Annotated in this window: 15 protein-coding genes; 6 read left to right on the top strand and 9 right to left on the bottom strand. The window is 72.5% G+C overall.

Going from position 1 to position 17,507, the window contains the following annotated elements:
• From D8M39_RS12655 to D8M39_RS11570, 5 genes are all read left to right on the top strand, one after another.
• A partial coding sequence (locus tag D8M39_RS12655) for a hypothetical protein (protein ID WP_126875047.1) occupies positions 1–682 on the top strand: 682 nt, incomplete at its 5' end.
• 58 nt (positions 683–740) lie between these two features.
• Entirely contained in the window at positions 741–1,457 is a 717-nt protein-coding gene (locus D8M39_RS11585) for a response regulator transcription factor (RefSeq protein ID WP_055082645.1), read from the top strand.
• Positions 1,458–1,476: 19 nt separating this feature from the next.
• A complete protein-coding gene (locus D8M39_RS11580; RefSeq protein ID WP_126875046.1) occupies positions 1,477–2,784 on the top strand; it encodes a sensor histidine kinase in 1,308 nt (435 codons plus the stop codon).
• The gene (locus D8M39_RS11575; RefSeq protein ID WP_055082659.1) at positions 2,781–3,809 is read left to right on the top strand and encodes a hypothetical protein; all 1,029 of its coding nucleotides are present in this window, start codon (positions 2,781–2,783) and stop codon (positions 3,807–3,809) included. The genes D8M39_RS11580 and D8M39_RS11575 overlap by 4 nt, the downstream gene beginning before the upstream one ends.
• Before the next feature lie 107 nt (positions 3,810–3,916).
• Positions 3,917–4,669 carry a DNA-3-methyladenine glycosylase I gene (locus tag D8M39_RS11570; RefSeq protein ID WP_083482311.1) on the top strand — a complete coding sequence of 251 codons (753 nt, stop codon included), beginning with the start codon at positions 3,917–3,919 and terminating at the stop codon, positions 4,667–4,669.
• 10 nt (positions 4,670–4,679) lie between these two features.
• Here D8M39_RS11570 and D8M39_RS11565 read toward each other — a convergent pair whose 3' ends face one another.
• From D8M39_RS11565 to D8M39_RS12590, 6 genes are all read right to left on the bottom strand, one after another.
• Complete coding sequence (locus D8M39_RS11565) at positions 4,680–6,254, bottom strand: dihydrolipoamide acetyltransferase family protein (protein WP_055082641.1); 1,575 nt, start codon at positions 6,252–6,254, stop codon at positions 4,680–4,682.
• A 54-nt stretch (positions 6,255–6,308) separates the two neighbouring features.
• Positions 6,309–7,283 carry an alpha-ketoacid dehydrogenase subunit beta gene (locus D8M39_RS11560; protein WP_055082639.1) on the bottom strand — a complete coding sequence of 325 codons (975 nt, stop codon included), beginning with the start codon at positions 7,281–7,283 and terminating at the stop codon, positions 6,309–6,311.
• Entirely contained in the window at positions 7,280–8,461 is a 1,182-nt protein-coding gene (locus tag D8M39_RS11555; RefSeq protein WP_232300199.1) for a thiamine pyrophosphate-dependent enzyme, read from the bottom strand. Before D8M39_RS11555 ends, D8M39_RS11560 begins: the two co-directional genes overlap by 4 nt.
• 180 nt (positions 8,462–8,641) lie before the next feature.
• Positions 8,642–9,811, bottom strand: a complete 1,170-nt coding sequence (locus tag D8M39_RS11550) for a histidinol-phosphate transaminase (protein WP_055082634.1) — start codon at positions 9,809–9,811, stop codon at positions 8,642–8,644.
• A gap of 43 nt (positions 9,812–9,854) precedes the next feature.
• Positions 9,855–11,975, bottom strand: coding sequence for a hypothetical protein (locus D8M39_RS13165; protein WP_126875045.1), 2,121 nt, complete (start codon positions 11,973–11,975; stop codon positions 9,855–9,857).
• Positions 11,972–12,397, bottom strand: coding sequence for a PPE domain-containing protein (locus D8M39_RS12590; protein WP_055082632.1), 426 nt, complete (start codon positions 12,395–12,397; stop codon positions 11,972–11,974). The genes D8M39_RS13165 and D8M39_RS12590 overlap by 4 nt, the downstream gene beginning before the upstream one ends.
• A gap of 189 nt (positions 12,398–12,586) precedes the next feature.
• Between D8M39_RS12590 and purB the strand changes: the two genes are divergently transcribed.
• The gene (gene purB, locus D8M39_RS11540) at positions 12,587–14,020 is read left to right on the top strand and encodes an adenylosuccinate lyase (RefSeq protein ID WP_371413785.1); all 1,434 of its coding nucleotides are present in this window, start codon (positions 12,587–12,589) and stop codon (positions 14,018–14,020) included.
• On the opposite strand, the gene D8M39_RS11535 is transcribed toward purB, so the two are convergent.
• The 3 genes from D8M39_RS11535 to D8M39_RS11525 all read right to left on the bottom strand — a co-directional run.
• Positions 13,975–14,823 carry a glycerophosphodiester phosphodiesterase family protein gene (locus D8M39_RS11535; protein WP_083482310.1) on the bottom strand — a complete coding sequence of 283 codons (849 nt, stop codon included), beginning with the start codon at positions 14,821–14,823 and terminating at the stop codon, positions 13,975–13,977. The two genes, purB and D8M39_RS11535, sit on opposite strands and share 46 nt — an antisense overlap.
• A gap of 315 nt (positions 14,824–15,138) precedes the next feature.
• The gene (locus D8M39_RS11530) at positions 15,139–15,948 is read right to left on the bottom strand and encodes a di- and tripeptidase (RefSeq protein ID WP_094395184.1); all 810 of its coding nucleotides are present in this window, start codon (positions 15,946–15,948) and stop codon (positions 15,139–15,141) included.
• Positions 15,949–15,974: 26 nt separating this feature from the next.
• The coding region (locus D8M39_RS11525) for a pyruvate kinase (protein WP_238694071.1) at positions 15,975–17,507 on the bottom strand (1,533 nt) is incomplete at its 5' end.

Here is a 17,507-nt window from a genome sequence, read left to right as displayed (position 1 = left end):
CGTGGGCGACGACCACCTGACCCGTCCGCAGGAGCGGATCTCGGCCGAGGCCGCGTGGGACACCATGCGCCCCGCGGTGCGCCCGGACGGTGCCACCGCGGTGCGCCGGCCGAGTGCGGAGGAGCTGCGCGCCAGGCAGAAGCGGCGCTTCGGCGGCCTGCAGGTGCTGCCGGGGCTCATGGGGCTGCTCGTGGCCGTCGGCCTGGGGGGAGTTCTCCTGGCCGTCGCCGCGCTGGCGGCGCCAGGCTTCGGCGTCGACACCGCCGCTGGCGCCGGGGACGCACTCTCCCGCGCCTGGCACGACCCCGGGACGGGCCTGCTGTGGGCGGCCGTGGGTGTGGCCGGGGGCGTGGAGTTCCTCTCCATGCTCGCCGGGGGATACACGGCCGGGCGGATGGGCAGGTTCTCCGGGGTGGCCCAGGGCATGAGCGTGTGGCTGTGGGCGCTGCTCGCGCGCGCGGTGGTGTCCGTGGCCGTCCTGCTCGGCGCGGGGACCGCTGGTCTCGGTGCAGACCGGTGGACGGTCCAGGAGCTGCTCGGCAGTGATCCGGGGGTTGGTCTCGTGGCCCTCGCGGGGCTGCTCGTGCTCGGTCTCGTGGCCGCTCTCCTGGGCGGAATCTGGGGAATGCGGTACCACCGCAAAGTGGACGCATGGACGGTTTCGAATGCACTGAGCGAGTAGACTTTGCCTGTCGAGGGCCTGGGCTGGGTCCTCACAGGGGAGTACGGAGGAACTTGCTATGCCTTCAACACTCGTCGCGGTTGTCGACGATCATGAAGTGGTTCGCGAAGGTGTTCGGCTGGTGTCCATGACATCGCTCGCGGACGTCAAACTCGTGGGGTCCTCGGACTCCGTGTCCACGCTGCTGGACCAGCTGGGGCGGGACCCGGAGAATCCCGCGCTCACGGCGCAGGGGGCCAAGCGGATCGAGTGCGACGTCGTCCTGCTGGACCTCTCGCTCGCGGACAAGTCGCGCCCCGCCAACAACGTGGAGCGGCTGCGCAGCGCGGGCATGAAGGTGCTGATCTTCAGCATCGGGGAGAACGCCGGTCTGATCCGCGAGGCGCTGCGCGCGGGTGCGCTGGGGCTGGTCCGCAAGTCGGACCCCCTCGAGCACGCGATCGAGGAGGCGCGCGCCATCGCGGACGGCAAACCTGTGATCACCAAGGAGCTCGCCGCGGCGATCGACGGCGACGTCGAGTTCTCCCGGGCGGCGCTGTCCCCGCGCGAGCGCGAGACGCTGCGGCTCTACGCCTCGGGGTTCGCCCAGGTCCAGGTGGCCCGGCGGATGGGCATCAAGCAGTCCGCGGTGAAGACCAACATCGACCGCATCCGGGAGAAGTACGCCCGCATCGGGCGGCCCGCGCCCACCAAGATCGACCTGCGCATCCGCGCGATCGAGGACGGGCTGGTGGACCCGGAGGACGACGTCACCAGCGCCGAGAAGAAGCTGTGACCCGAGCCCGGCCCACCGCATGAGTCCACGCGAGGGGTCTGTCACGCGCAGGGCGCTCTCGTACCGGCGGGTCAACGTCCGGCTGCGGTGGAAGCGGTTCTTCGCGACCACCGCGCCGGGTGAGCTGGGTCTGTACACGTACCGCGCCCACTACCTCGCGATGATCGGGTTCGGCATCTTCGGAGTGGCCCACCTCATCGAGGTGCTGCCGATCTACGCCCAGCAGCAGCAGTCGCTGCGGGGCTGGTACGCGGTGTTCGTGGTGGCGCTCGCGGTGCTCACCGGTTTCACCCTGTTCTACGGCCTGCGCCACTCGGTGCGCCCCTGGGTGTTCCTGGTCTACACCGCGGTGGTGGCGGCGGGGATCTTCGCGCTGCCGCTCGCGTGGACCGGCGGGTCCATGCCGCAGAACCCCTGGATCTCGGGGTTCATCATCCTGGCGGTCGGTGCCGCCGCGGTGCTGTGGAGTCCCAAGGCCGCCGTGCTGTACATGGTGCTGCTCGAATTCGTCTACGCCGTGATCGTCTCCCGTGTGATCACCGTGGAGGACAGCGCGGAACCCTGGCTCGCCGCCGGGCTCTCCCGGATGGTCTTCGGGTTCATGCTCGTCGTGGTGCTGGCCGTGGGCAAGCGGGGTGTGGAGAAGATGGACATCGACTACGCGGAGGCCCTCTCCCAGACCCTGGCCATGCGCCGCAACCGTTCGGAGACGGCGGACCAGGAGCGCATCGACCGGCTCATCCACGACAACGTCATGGCCGCCCTGCTCGACGCGTCCCGGTCCCGGGGTCCGCTGTCCCGGCAGACCCGGCAGCTCGCCTCCCGGGCGCTGGACGTGCTGGCCGAGGAGTCCAGCCGCTCCACCGGCTCGCACACCGTGATGGTGCACGTGCTCATGGACGAGCTCATGGACGCCCTGGCACCCTGGCGCTCCCGGGTGCGGTTCACCAACCTCCGGGGGCCCATGCGCCCGGTGGGCGAGCCCCGGGTCTTCGTCCCCGCGTACGTGGCGCACGGGCTCACCCAGGCGGTCACCGAGGCCGTGTCCAACAGCGCCCGCCACTCGGGCAGCGAGCTGACCACCGTGTCCATGGAGGGCGCGCTGTGCGAGCCCACCAGGATCAACCCCGAAGGCTTCTACCTGCGCTTCACCATCAGCGACGACGGCCGTGGCTTCAACTACCACGACATCCCCGGCCGTCGGCTGGGCGTGCGCGTGTCCATCGTGGAGAACATCGAGGCGATCGGCGGCGCCGTGGACCTCGACACCGCCCCCGGACGGGGCACGCGGGTGACACTGACGTGGCCCAGGGACGCCACGGCATGAGCACGGTGAAGCGCGAGGTCTTCACGCACCGCTACATGCGGCTCATCGTCCTGGCCGCGTTCTCCGCGCCCTTCGTGGCCGCGCTGGGGCACTTCGAGGCCTCCGCGGGACGTCAGGGGGAGTTCGTGGTCTCGATGCTCGCCTACGCCCTCTCCGGCCTGCTGGTGGCCCTGCCCCCGTGGAACGGCTACCGCTTCCCGCTGGTGCCCACCGCCCTCGTGAGCGGCCTGTTCCTCCTGGCGGCGCAGCAGGGGTACGCGGCCACCCCCGTGACGCCCGACGCCGGGCAGACCCCCTGGTTCCACCTGGGGTTCATCGCCGTCCTCTTCGCCCTGGGGATGCGCCTGCGCCCGGGATGGGCGTGCGCCGTGTGGCTCGGCGTCACGGTCCTCTCGGTGCGGCGCTGGCCCGTGACGGACGGCGTCCTGCGCCCCGTGGAGGCCTACCACGTGGTGGGGGCCGCCGTGCTGCTCGTGACCTGGCTGGTGGAGCGGCAGTACAACGACTTCATGCTCCGTCAGGAGGACACCCGCAGAATCCTCGAGACCGCGCGCTCGCACGACGAGGCCGAGACGGGCATGCGCCAGGCGTCCAGCAGGCGGGTGGACGAGGTCCGCAGGCTCGCCGGCGGGCTGCTGGAGCGGATCGCCCAGGACACCTCCCCCGTCACCGACTACGACGCCCAGCAGTTCCGGCTCACCGAGGCCCAGCTGCGGGACAGCATCCGCGGCCGTTCGATCGCCTCCCCCCACGTCCTCGAGATGACCCGCGCGGCCCGCGCCCGCGGTCTCACCGTGGACATCCTGGACGAGCGGGGCAGCGCACCGTCCCCCGAGGTCATGGCGGCCACGGCCCAGCAGCTCGCCCAGATCATCGCCCAGGCGCAGACGGGCATCATCACGGTGCGCGCGCTGCCGGAGGGCGATCCCACCGCGGTGTTCATCGTGCACGACTCTGAGAACCCGGACGACGACCCCGTGGCGGTGGAGATCGAGGACGGCACCGGCGCGGTCTCCGTCTTCTGAGGCGGGCGCACTGCACAGCGAGGCCGCGGAGTCCTCCGCGGGGCGCTGGATCCACAGGCACCCCGCTCACGGCCCGCTGGTGGGCGCGCCGACCCTAGCGTGACGCCATGACGACTTCACAGCCCGACGCCCTCGATCCGCTGTCCCCGCCACGGCAGGACGTGGGCCTTCCCGCGTCCGGGGCCCACTTTCCGGGCGAGAGCCTGCCCCCGTCCGGAGACCCTCCCGCGCTCGGGGACCTCCTCGCGTCCGCGGGCCTGCCGCGGACGGCCCTGCGCGCCGTTCTGTGCGGGGACGGGGTGAGCCGCTGCCCGTGGTCACCGGCCACCGTGGGGGCCCTGACCGACCACGACCGGGACTGGGGCACCGCTCCCACGAGCGCCCAGGGGTACTTCGCCGCGCTCACCCTGGAGCTCGTGGACTCGGGGCTCGCCCGCTGGTCCCAGGCCGCCCGGCACGACGCGTGGCACCTGAACATGGCGGGCCTGGACCCGCGGAGGGTGGCCCTGTTCGACGACGACGACGTGGACGACCTCCTCGACGTCCCGGAGCTCATCCGCAACCGCGCCAAGATCGAGGCCGTGGTCCGCAACGCCCGCGCGTGCCAGGACTGGGAGCTCTCCGACTGGCAGGACGTGCTCGAGGAGGCCGAGGTCCCCGCCCCGGGCCCGGCGCCCGAGACCGCGCTGGACCTCCCGGACAGCACCGCGGCGTCGCGGCGCCTCGCACTGGTGCTGCGCGGGCACGGCATCGGGCTGGTGGGGCCGGTGACGGCACACCGGTGGCTCGAGCGCACGGGCCGAGCGCCCGGCCATGTGCCGGGCTGCTTCCGGGCGGCCCCGGGGACACCCACGGGCTGAGACCCGGGGCTCAGTCGAGCAGCAGCGCGGGCTCCTCCAGGATGCGGGCCACGTCCGCCATGAAGCGCGCGGAGAGGTCCCCGTCCACCACGCGGTGGTCGAAGGAACCGCCCAGGGTGGTGATCCAGCGCGGGACGACGTCCCCGTCCACGACCCACGGCTTCTGCTTGATGGTCCCGAAGGCCACGATGGCCGCCTCTCCCGGATTGATGATGGGAGTGCCGGTGTCGATGCCCAGGGCGCCGATGTTCGTGATCGACAGGGTCCCGCCCTGCATGTCCCCCGGCTGGGTGCGCCCCGCGCGGGCCGTCTGCGTCAGTTCGTGCAGCGCGATGGCCAGTTCGCGCAGGCTCAGGTCCTGGGCGTCCTTGATGTTGGGCACCAGCAGCCCCCGGGGCGTGGCGGCGGCGATCCCGAGGTTCATGTAGCGCTTGATGACGATCTCGGTGTCGGTCCACGTGGCGTTGACCTGCGGGTTGCGCGCGGCGGCCCAGATCACGGCCCTCGCCAGGATCAGCAGGGGCGTGACCTTCACGCCCTCGAAGTGCGGGGACTCCTTGAGCCGCTTGACGAACTCCATGGTCCGGGTGGCGTCCACGTCCACGAAGATCGAGACGTGCGGGGCGCTGAAGGCGGACTTCACCATGTTCCGCGCGGTCGCCTTGCGCACGCCCTTCACCGGGATGCGCTCCTCGCGGACGTCGGCCGGCTGCGCCGTCGCGCTCCAGAAGGTGTCCGGCCCGCCCTCGACCTCACGCATGTGCGCCGCGTAGGCGAGCAGGTCCCGTTTGGTGACCTGGCCGCCGTCGCCGGTGGCCCGCACGTCCGCGAGGTCGATGCCCATCTCCTTCGCGGCCTTGCGCACGGGGGGCTTGGCGAGGTTGGGCCGGCGGGGGATCGACGCCGTGGCCGGGGGCTGCTCCGTGGGCTCATCCAGGGACTTCCACCACGTCTCGCTGCGGTCCCGGATCTTCCCGGCCTTCTCCGCGAGGTCCACCGCGGCGCTGCCGATCCCCGTGCGGGAGAGCCGGTCCGCCCAGCCCTGCTTCCGCGCGGCGCCGGGTTCAGCGCCGGTCTCGGGGGCCGCCGCACCGCTCTGGCTCAGTCCCTGGGGCGCCTCGGCGTCGGTGCGCATTCCCACGCGGGTACGACGACGCCGCCGCACCGGGTCCGCCTTGGGCCCGGACCCCACGAGTGCCTTGCCCCCGGCGGAGTCCAGGCTCGTGCCGGAGCCGGAGGTGATGTCCTCCTCCGCGCGCTGCACCTCGGGGACCGGCTCGTCCGCGAGGCCGTCCTCCGGAGCGGAACCGGTGTAGCCGGGGTCGGTCGCACCTGCGGGGGCGTCGTCGCTCGTGGCGACCGCGATGATGGGGGTGCCCACCTCCACGGTCTCCCCCTCGGCCACCATGATCTCCTGCACGGTCCCCGCGAACGGGGAGGGCAGCTCCACCACGGACTTGGCGGTCTCGATCTCCACCAGCACCTGGTTGACCGTGACCTGGTCCCCCTCGGAGACCTTCCAGGCGAGGATGTCGGCCTCGGTCAGCCCCTCGCCCACGTCCGGAAGCGTGAAAACCTGTGACATGAGTTCTCCCTCGTGCGCCGTGGTCCCCTCCCGGGAACCGGCGGTGCGGCTGCTCTAGTAGGCGAAGGACCGGTCGAGTGCCTCGAGCACGCGGTCCAGGTCCGGAACGTAGTGGTCCTCCACGGCGGCGGGAGGATACGGAAGGTGATAGGAGCCCACGCGCAGCACGGGGGCCTCGAGCGAGTAGAAGGCCCGTTCGGTGACGCGCGCGGCGATCTCCCCGCCCAGCCCCCCGAAGGTCGGGGCCTCGTGGACGACCACCAGGCGGCCCGTCTTGCGCACGGAGGCCGTCACAGTGTCGAAGTCCACGGGCGAGAGGCTGCGCAGGTCGATCACCTCCACGCTGCGTCCGTCCTCCTGGGCCGCCTGCGCGGCGGCGAGCGCCACCGGGACGAGCGGGCCCCAGGCGACCACCGTGGCCTCGTGGCCCTCCCGGATCACGGCGGCACTGAACGGGTCCCCAGGGGAGGTCGTCTCGTCCACCTCGCCCTTGAGCCAGTAGCGGCGCTTGGGCTCGAAGATGATCACGGGGTCGTCGCACGCGATGGCCTGCTGGGACACCCAGTAGGCATCCTGCGCGTTGGAGGGGGCGAGGATCCGCAGCCCGGCTGTGTGCGCGAACAGCGCTTCCGGGGACTCCGAGTGGTGCTCCACCGAGCCGATGACCCCGCCGTAGGGAATGCGGATGGTCACGGGCACCGTGAGCCTGCCGTCCGAGCGGGCGTGGATCTTGGCCAGCTGGGTGGTGATCTGGTTGAACGCGGGGAACGTGAACCCGTCGAACTGGATCTCGCACACGGGCCGGTAGCCGCGCTCCGCGAGCCCCACGGCGGTGCCCACGATCCCGGCCTCGCCCAGCGGGGTGTCGAGCACGCGGTGGGCGCCGAAACGTGTCTTCAGCCCCTCCGTCACGCGGTACACACCGCCCAGGGAGCCGATGTCCTCCCCCATGAGCATGACCTTGGGGTTCTCCTCCATGGCCCGTGCGAGCCCGGCGTTGATGGCCTTGGCGATGGTCAGCTGCGTCATGCGCCGGTCCCTCCGGTCTCGGTGTCCTGCGTGTCCTCCGCCGCGCTGAAGCCAGCCTGGTAGTCCAGGTACTCGGCCCGTTCGGCGCTCACGAGCGAGTGCGGCTCGGCGTAGGCCTTGCCGAAGGACTCCTCGAAGGTGGGCGGCTCCATGGCGAGGACCTCGGCACGCAGCTGCTGCGCGGCGTCGTCGTTGTTCCGCGCCACGGTCTCGAAGAACTCGTCCTCGACCCCGTGGTGGGTGCGCAGGTGGACCCGCAGCCGGTCGATGGGATCGAGGTGACCCCACTCGTCCTCCTCGTCCCGCTCCCTGTACTTGGTGGGGTCGTCCGCCGTGGTGTGGGCGCCCATCCGGTAGGTCTCGGCCTCGATCAGCACGGGGCCCTCCCCCGCGCGGAGCCTCTCGAGCGCGTAGCGCGTAGCGGCCACGACCCCCAGGACGTCGTTGCCGTCCACGCGCAGGCCCTCGAAGCCGTAGCCCGCGGCGCGCGTGGCCAGGGGGACGCGCGACTGCGTGGCGAAGGGCACCGAGATGGCCCACTGGTTGTTCTGGATGAAGAAGAGCACCGGGGCGTCGTAGGAGGCCGCGAAGACCATGGACTCGTGGATCTCGCCCTCGGTGCTCGCGCCGTCCCCGAAGTAGGCGACGACCGCCTCCGGCTCCGTGGTGGGAGCGCTGCCCTCGCTCTCGGCGGCGCGTCGGTCCAGCGCGGTCCCCATGGCGTAGCCCACCGCGTGCGGCACCTGGGCGGCGAGGACCATGGTGTAGAGGTTCATCTGGTGCTCCTCCGGGTCCCAGCCACCGGCCGTGATGCCGCGGAAGAGCCGCATCAGGTCCGCCGGGCGGATCCCCCGCTCGAAGGCCGCCGCGTGCTCGCGGTAGGACGGGAAGAGCCGGTCCGTGGGCCGCGTGGGCCACACCGAGCCCACCTGCGCCGCCTCCTGGCCCCGCAGCGGGACCCAGAGCACCAGCTGCCCCTGGCGCTGCAACGAGGTGCCCTCCTCGTCCACGCGGCGGGCGAGGGTCATGGACCGGTACAGGTGCTGCAGGTCCTCGAGCGAGAGGTCCGCCGCGTACGGGGAGAGCTTCGGGTCCTCGCGCACGACGCCGCGCTCGTCCAGCAGCTGGTGGCGCGGCAGCGCGGCCTGCGCCTCGCCTGTGGGGGTGGATGGTGCCATCTGGGGTCTCGATCCTTCCGCTGTCGTCACGCCCGGCCCGTCCGTTCCGGGCACGGGTGCGGGTGTCCGCGGTGCGCGTCCGTCCCGGTGCCCGTGGTGGTTCGGGGGCACTCGGTGCTCCCGGGGCTCGTCACGGTCTCGGCGTCTTCGTGGTCATGGGCTCCTCGCGGGCCGCAGCCCTCAGCGGTCCGCCGTCCGCTGCGGGGCGGGCATGGTGCTGGGGTGCGGGAACGAGGCGCACAGTTCCAGGAACCGCGTGTTGGCCTCCGGCTCCCCGAAGCTCACGCGCACCCCCTCCGCGCCGAACCGGCGCACGGACAGGGCGTTCTCGTCGCACACCCGTGCGAACTGCTCGCTGTGCTCCCCGAGCGGCAGCCACACGAAGTTCGCCTGCGTCTCAGGGTACTGCCATCCCAGCTCCGTGAGCCCGCGCAGCACGCGTTCCCGCTCGGCCACGAGCTGCTCGACGCGCTCGTCCACCTGCTCGATGCTCTTCAGCGACGCCACCGCGGCCAGCTGCGCCACCTCGGTGACGCTGAACGCGGGCGCACTCTGGCGCAGGTGGCGCGTGACGTCCTGCTGGGCCACGGTGTAGCCCACGCGCAGCCCGGCCAGCCCGTGGGCCTTGGAGAAGGTGCGCAGGGACACGACGTTGGGGTGCTCCCGGTAGAGGTCGATCCCGTTGGCGAGACCGGCCAGGCGCTGGAACTCGGTGTAGGCCTCGTCGACCACCACCACCACGTGCGGGGGGACCTTCGCCAGGAACTCGCGCACGGCGTCGTCCCGCAGGCTGGGTCCGGTGGGGTTGTTGGGCGTGCACAGCAGGATCACGCGGGTCCGGCCGGTCACGGCGGCGGCCATGGCGTCGAGGTCGTGGGAGCCGTCCGGAAGGTTGGGGACCTGGACGCTGGTGGCCCCGGCGAGTCCGACCGAGATGGGGTAGGCCTCGAACGAGCGCCACGCGTAGACGACCTCGTCCGGCTGACCGTCCTCCCCCGTGCCGGCGAACGCCGCGAGGAGCTGGTTCAGGGCACCGAGGCTGCCCGCGCCGGCCACCATGTCCTCCGCCGGGACGTCCAGGTGCTCGGCCAGCGCCTCCCGCAGCGCCGTGGCGGCGGGGTCCGGGTAGCGGTTGACGTCCGCGAACGAGGCGAGCGCCTCACGCACGGCGGGCACGGCGCCGAAGGGGTTCTCGTTGGACGCGAGCTTGTAGGCCACGAGCCCCGGCACCTCGCTGGCCGGCTTGCCGGCCGCGTACGCGGGGAGCCTGCCGAGTGCCGCGCGCGGGGTGATGCGCGTGGTGTCCCGCGGGGGAGCCGACGGTGCCTGGGCGGACGTGGAATGTTCCATAGCTGTCATGCTAGCGCCCACCCCCTGTCGGGATCCGGTGTGCTCAGTGCTCCTCCCAGCCCTCGTAGACGTAGGTCTCGGTGCGCGTGCCCGCCCCGTGGGGGACCACGTCCGCGAGCCGCTGCTCGTGGGCGGCGACCGCCGGGTGGTGGGACTGCGAGATCCCCTGGGAGCCCACCGCGTAGAGGTTCATGTCGTGCGCCCCCACGCCTGTGAACCCGGAGTCCCCGGTCAGCGCCGAGGCGTAGGGAGTGCTGAGCCGCACCGTGGAGCGGTGCCCCGAGTCCGGGTTGGCCACCCCGTCCAGGGCGGGCACGACGTCGTCCACGTGCTCCACCGCCATCACGGACGTGGACTCCGGGATCGCGAAGTCCCCCACCGGCGCGCCGTACGTGGTCACGGCCTCGACGTCGTAGCGCCCCCGGAACTGCGTGTTCGCGGCGAGTCCGGCGGCGTCGATCCCGCCGAGGCTGTGGCCGGAGAGCACCACGGCGTCCCCCTCCTGGATCCCGGCGTCCTGCAGGGCCTGCACCGCCATCCGCTGGGCCTGCGGCAGCTCGGTGAGCGGGGCGTCCGCCCGGGCCGTCATCCCCTCCGCGATCCCCTTGAGGTCGTGCACGCCCGGGCTGTCCACCCACTCCTCCGTGCCCGTGAGCACCACCGAGAACGTGCGGCGGCCCTGCTCGTCCACGGCCTTCTGCACCATCACGGTGCTGTTCTCCACGGGCTTCCCGTCCGGCCCGGCACCGGAGACGATGTTCTTCGCGTCCTTGAGGGCTGCGGCGGTTCCGGCGACCGTGGTGGGGATCGTCCCGGGGTTCTCGACGCCGGCAGGCAGGGGCCGCCGGTCCATGCCCGTCATGCGGTGCGCCGCCGCGTTGGCCGGGGTGAGCCCGGTGAACACCTCCCGGGTGGCGGGGCGCAGCGCCTGTGCGGTGAGCCAGGGCCGCAGGTTGTGCGTGACGGCGCGCTCCGCGACCTCTGCCGGGCGCAGCCGCCGCCCGGTGCGCCACGCGGTGTACCAGCGCGTGACGCCCGGGGCATCCAGCATCAGGGCGGCCACCACCGGCGCCAGGATCCCGCCGGCGGCCGCGAGGACGTCCTTCTCCCCTGTGCCCGCGGCCCCACCTGCCGTCCCGTCCGCTGCGTCGTTCACGGTCCCTTCCGGGTGCCCGTACGCACTCAGCATCTCGACGGCCCGGGACCGCAGGTACTGGCCCAGCGTCACGCCGCCCGACGACGGCGCACGCCCAGCTCCCGTTCCGGACGCGGGGGCGTCGTCGTCACCCGTCCCGTCCCCTGTCCCGCCGAGGGGGACGCGCAGCGCGGCGTCCGCGATGTCGTCCAGCCCGATACCCCGGATCAGGGCATCCGTGCCGCGGGGGCCGCCGCCCCGCACGATGATGCCGAACGCCGTGAACTCGACCTTGCGGCCGAACTCCTCGGGCGAGTCGATCCCCGCCCGGGCGAGTGCGACGTCCACGTCCTCCGCGGTGCGGGACACCTCGCGCACCACGGAGCTGCCCACGGCACCCAGCGGCGTCTCCAACGCGGCACGCGAGAACGCCCCGGTGAGTGCGTCCTCCAGGGTCGCGTACCGCAGCTGGGCGAGCAGCAGCCTGCCCCCGGTTGCCGCCACCTCCTCGACCACGCCCAGCAGGTCCATCGCCACCAGCCCCGCGAGCGCGGTGGCGTGCGCCGCCTGGGGCTGTCCGCTCAGCGACCACAGCTCCAGCTCGACGGCCAGGGGCGCCATGCCCGCGAGCGCGAAGCCCAGGTCCACGGCAACGCCGGAGAGGGCATCGGCGAGCGCCGCGACCACGGTGGTGTCCACCCGCACACCGCCCGCGCCGTCGGCTCCGGTCCCGACGACGCCGCCGGAGACCTCCATGCTCGTGGCCGCCCCCTCCACGGCCGCCGCCACGGCGTCGGCGTCCTCGAAACCCTCCGCCGCGGGGCGTGGCCCCGTGCCCCCGGCGAAGAGCACGCCCTGGAGGTCCTCGGCCGTTCCGTGCACCTCGGTCACGCCCGCGGCCATCTCCGGTGCCGCAGCGGGAGCAGAGGTGAGGGCGGCGCCGGAGCCGGTGTCCGTTCCGGGCCCCGCCACGGCGGCGGGCCGTGTGCCGTCCTGTGCCGGCATGCGGGTGACCAGTCGGGCGCTCACGCCGCGGCTCCGAGCCCCGGGCCCGGTCCAGCGCCCCATCCCACGCCCAGTGCCACGGGTCCGAGCACCGCGGTGAGCGCGCCGGTGAGGGGCCCGCCGAGCTCCAGGACCGATTCCACCTCCTGGACCCGCTGGCCGAGCATGCTCGCCGTCTGCCGCACGAGCTCGGCCACCTCGCGGCACTGCTCCGCCTGGCCCCGTGTGTCCTGGGCGTGGCGCTGCGCCCGCGCCGCGAAGGCGCGCGAGCCCGGCCCGGTCCAGCCCTCCGCGCGTGCGAGCTCCGCGCACCGGGAGGCGAGGGCCTCGAGGTGTTCCGCGGCGGCGTCGTACCGGGCGGCCAGACCGTGCAGCCGTTCGTGGACCAGGCCGGAGAGGGCCCAGGGACTCGCACCGGGCGGCGCCGAGCTCGCGAGGGGTGTCATGAGCGGTTCCTTTCCGGCGCCGGCCGCGGATCCGGGCGGCGCCACGGACCCAGGCTAGGAACCGCGCCGGGTCGGCCCGGGCGGCGACCGGACCGTGTGCGCGGGCGGAGGGCCCGGCGGCCGCGGAACGTGGCTGTGGAGGGCGCTCGCCGCGGCAGCGCGCGGGACCGGCATGGAAGAATGAGGGCCATGTCGAACACCGCGCAGACCCTCCCGTCCGGACGAGTGGCCCTGGGCCAGCAGGAACCCGCCATCGCGCTGGGGCCGCTGGACGGCCGCTACCGTCCGCAGACCGCCGTGTTGGTGGACTTCCTCTCGGAGGCGGCGCTGAACCGCGAGCGGGTGCACGTGGAGGTCGAGTGGTTCATCCACCTGTGCGAGCAGCGCGCCCTGCCGGGCCTGGAGCCCCTGACCGAGGAGCAGAAGTCCGGCCTGCGCGCCCTGGTCACGTCCTTCGACGCCGCCTCCGTGGCCGAGCTCGCCGAGCTCGAGGCCGTGACCGTGCACGATGTGAAGGCCGTGGAGTACTACATCGGCCGTCGGCTGCCGGAGCTCGGTCTGGAGCACCTGACCCCGCTCGTGCACTTCGCGTGCACGTCCGAGGACATCAACAACCTCTCCTACGCACTGGGCGTGAAGGACGCCGTGGAGCAGGCGTGGCTGCCCGCGGCCCGCGGTCTCGTGGCGGCGGTCTGGCAGATGGCCCGCGACGCGAAGGCCACTCCCATGCTCTCCCACACGCACGGCCAGCCGGCCACCCCCACCACCCTGGGCAAGGAGCTCGCCGTCTTCGCCCACCGCCTCGAACGGCAGCTGCGGCGCATCGAGGGCACCGAGTTCCTGGGGAAGATCAACGGTGCCACGGGAACCTTTGCGGCCCACACCGCCGCCGCGCCAGACACCGACTGGTCGGAGGTCTCCCGGACCTTCGTCACGGGCCTCGGGCTCACGTGGAACCCGCTGACCACGCAGATCGAGTCCCACGACTGGCAGGCGGAGCTCTACGCAGACCTCTCCCGGTTCAACCGGATCCTGCACAACCTGTGCACGGACGCGTGGTCCTACATCTCGATCGGCTACTTCCAGCAGATCCCGGTGGAGGGCGCCACCGGTTCCTCGACCATGCCGCACAAGGTCAACCCCATCCGCTTCGAGAACGCCGAGGCCAACGCCGAGATCTCGTGCTCGCTGCTGGACACCCTCGCCGCCACGCTCGTGACCTCACGGTGGCAGCGCGACCTCACGGACTCCTCGTCCCAGCGCAACATCGGGGTGGCGTTCGGCCACTCCCTGCTGGCCATCTCCAACGTGGTGAAGGGCCTGGACCGCCTGGACGTGGCCGAGGAGACCCTGGCCGCGGACCTCGACGGCAACTGGGAAGTGCTCGGCGAGGCCGTCCAGACCGCCATGCGCGCCGAGGCGATCGCCGGGCGCGAGGGCATGGACAACCCCTACGAACGGCTCAAGGAGCTCACCCGGGGACACCGCGTGGACGCCGAGCGCATGCGCGAGTTCATCGCGGGACTGGGCCTCTCGGAGGCGACCGCTCAGCGTCTGAGCGAGCTCACCCCCGGCGGCTACACGGGCCTGGCGGAGCAGCTCGTGGACGAGTTCGGCGCCTGATCCGCCGTGAGCCGCGCCCTCACGGTGCGCGGCACGTTCGTGGTGATCTGCTGGACCCCCAGACTCAGGCACACCCGTGTGTCCTCGACGGTGTCCACGGTCCACACGCGCAGCACCGCTCCGTCACGCAGCCACTGCTCCACCTCGGCCGTGTGGGACCGCACGAAGGCGATTCCGGGCCCGGCGAGCGGCCCGGCCGAGAGGTTCTCCCGCGCCTGCGCCCCGGAGTCCTCGTCCAGCAGCTGGCACACGTTCTGCGGTGCGACCCGCTCCAGGAGGTGACGCACGGCGTCGGCGTCGAAGCTCATGATCGAGACCCGGACGCTGCCGAGCCACCCCGTGCAGGGGTCCCAGCCGCGGCGTTCGAGGAGCGCGAGCAGCGCTTCCTCGAGGCCCTGGCCGCGGGGGCTGGGGTGCTTCGTCTCCACCGCGAGCCCCACGGGCCGGCCGGCGGCCAGAAGGAGGTCCAGCAGCTCGTCCAGGGACATCAGCTGCTCGTGGGCGAGGCCGTGGGTGGCCGGGATCCCCACGCCCTTCCAGGACGTGTAGTCCAGCGCCCGCAGCTGCTCGAGCGTGTGGTCGGCGAGCGCGCCACGGCCGTCCGAGGTACGCCCCAGCTGGTCGTCGTGGTGCAGGACCAGGTGCCCGTCGCTCGTGAGGTGGACGTCGCACTCCACGCCGTCCGCCCCGTCCGCCAGCGCCTCGACGAAGGCGGCCCGGGTCAGTTCCGGATAGCTCTCGGAGGAGCCGCGGTGCGCGTACAGGAGCGGGGGTGCGGAAGCCGGGAGAGGTGCGTGTGCCACGCGTCCCAGCGTACGAGCCGCACGGGGTGCCGTGTCGAACGGGCCGACGACGCCGCTGCGCCGAGCGGGTGCCCCGAGGTCGGGCCCCGGGCAGGCGCCCCGCGGTCGTGCCCCGATCCCCGTCTCACGGCCCCGGAGGAACCGAGCTCCAGAGGGACTCAGCCCCGGAGACCCCCGCCCCGGACAGCACGGTGCCCCGGGAGGTCGAGACCGTCCCGGGCACCGTGCACGTTCAGCAGGCCGTGCCTGTCCAGCAGGCCGCGCAGGTTCAGCCAGCCGTGCAGGCTCAGCAGACCGTGCAGGTTCAGTCCCGCACTACTTGCGCTTCTTGCGGTCCTTGCGCCCGGAGTCCAGAGCCTGCTGATCTGACGCCGTGGTGCCGTCCCCGAACTTCTCGGCGCGCTCCTGCACCTCCAGGTTGGCCGGGAACGTGGCGGGGAACCCCCCGAAGGCCTCGTCGGTGGCCTTGATCACCTGACGTGCCATCGCGAGGTTGGCACCGCCACCCACCACGGCGCCGAGGCCGAAGGGAAGGGCACGGCCCAGCACGGCGCCGGTCTGGCGGGCGAGGAACCGCTTGACGAACATGTCGCGGATAGTCCGGCCCATGTCGAACTTCTTGGAGTCTGCGGGGGACTTGCCCATCATGAGACCCCACTTGCCCGTGAGGTTCTTGCTCGTGGAGGAGCTGGCGAGCAGCTGGCCCATCAGCGCGCTGCCGTCCTCCCCGAGCATCAGGGCCATGATCATGGTCCGGTTCTGCTGCTCGTCGCGGGGCTCGATGCCGTGCAGCTCCGCGATGGCCTGCGCGTAGAGCGCCGTGGCCTCGAGGTAGCCGGCCACGGCAACCGAGGAGAGCCCGAGGGACGCGATGGTTCCGATCCCGGGGACGGCGGCGGTCGCGCCCACGGCCCCACCGCCCATGGTCACCGAACGGACGTAGAACTTCTGGGCGCGCCGGGCAATCTCCTCGGGCGTCGCGTCCGGGTGCTGCCGGCGCTCGTGCTTGAGCATCTTGACCACCCAGGGCTGCTGGATGCGCAGCGCGTGGTCCAAGAACTTGTTCACCCCGGGCTTGAGCTTGCCGTTCTTGTCAAATGCCTTGTTCAGGGGATTCTGGCCCATCGACGTCCACTCCTCGACACGGGTAGTCATTGCCCGGCGGATCCCGCCGAGAACATCACGTCCACTATTCCACAGCGCCCTGAGCACTGCGCGGGGCGCAGTTCGCTCAGCGCACGAAACCGGCCCACGCGTGGAGCGCCCGCAGCAGGTCCGTCTTCTTGGAGGCGTGCCCGGACATCCGCTCCAGCACCGAGACCAGGGTCCGGACCGCCTCGACCACGAACGGGCCCCTTGTTGAGCATCACGCACTCCGCGCGCTGGCCCTGGGCGGCGTCGGTGATCTCGGCGCGGGAGGGGACCCCCTTCTTCGCGAGGCTCTCGAGCACCTGGGTGGCCCACACGACCGGCACGTGCGCGGCCTCGCACAGCCACAGGATCTCCTCCTGGACCTCCGCCATCCGCTCGAATCCGGTCTCCACCGCGAGGTCTCCGCGCGCGATCATCACCCCGCAGTCCTCCCAGCGCATGGCTTCCAGCAGCATCATGGGCAGCTGCTCGAAACCGCCCACGGTCTCGATCTTCAGGGTCACGTCCAGGCCGTGGGCGTCCAGCGCATCCAGTTCGGCCAGGAGGTCGGCCACGTCCTGCGCCCGGCGCACGAAGGACATGTTCACGATGTCCGCGTGGCGGGCCACGAAGCGCAGGTCCTCCCGGTCCTGCGCCGTCAGGGAGGGGATGCGGAGGTCGGTGTCCGGGAAGTTGATGCCCTTCTCCGCCGCGAGTCTGCTGCCGCCGGGCGCGGCCCGGGTGATCTCCACGTCCATCGTCCCGGGTCCCACGGCCCTGACGACGCCGCCCATCTTGCCGTCGTCGAGCAGCACCCGGTGCCCCACCCGGGCGTCGCGGAACGCCTCGGGCAGGGTGCAGCCAATGCTCGCGGGCCCCTCCGGGGTGACCGGGACGGGTTCAGAGGTGTTGAGCAGGCGCAGGGTCTCCCCCGCGCGCAGGCGCACGCGCTGCTCCGTCTCCGCCAGCTCCCCGAGCTCGGCCTCGGAGCCGTCCCGGGAGGTCAGCGCCAGGCCGGTGGCGAAGTAGACGGTCTTGGAGAACTCCACGAGTACACCACCCTCGTGGGTCTGCACCACGCGCAGGGTGCGTCCGGAGTCCCTGGCGTCCCGCAGGTGGAGACGGTCCCCCGGCTGGCGCTCGGCGAGCCAGGCGGCAGGTTCCACGGGAACGCAGGCCACGCCGTCGTCCACGGGTGCGGGGGTCCCGAGCCACAGCCGCGCCGGGCGCACCACGTGACCGGTGGCGTCGCGCTGCGGCTTGATCCTGGCCACGCGCGGGCCGGGCTGCAGCGGCCCCGTGCGAACCTTGGGCCCGGCGAGGTCCATCGCAATGCGCAGGTCCCGGTCCTGCTCCGCGGCCGCGGCCCGCAGGTGCTCGACCATGCGCGCCCACTGCTCCGGGCCGTCGTGCGCGCAGTTGATCCGCGCCACGTCCATGCCGGCCGCCACCAGGCGTCGGGCGAGACCCGCGTCCGTGGCCGCCTCGGAGGGCATTGTGACCATGGTGCGGGTCCCGCGCCCCTGCGGCGCCGGACCGAGCAGCCCAGCGGA

Origin of the sequence: Kocuria sp. HSID17590, assembly GCF_003989485.1 — a bacterium.
Classification (GTDB): Bacteria; Actinomycetota; Actinomycetes; order Actinomycetales; family Micrococcaceae; genus Kocuria; species Kocuria salsicia.
The sequence above is the reverse complement of the archived record's forward strand: the minus strand, read 5'-3'. Positions and strand labels throughout refer to the sequence as shown.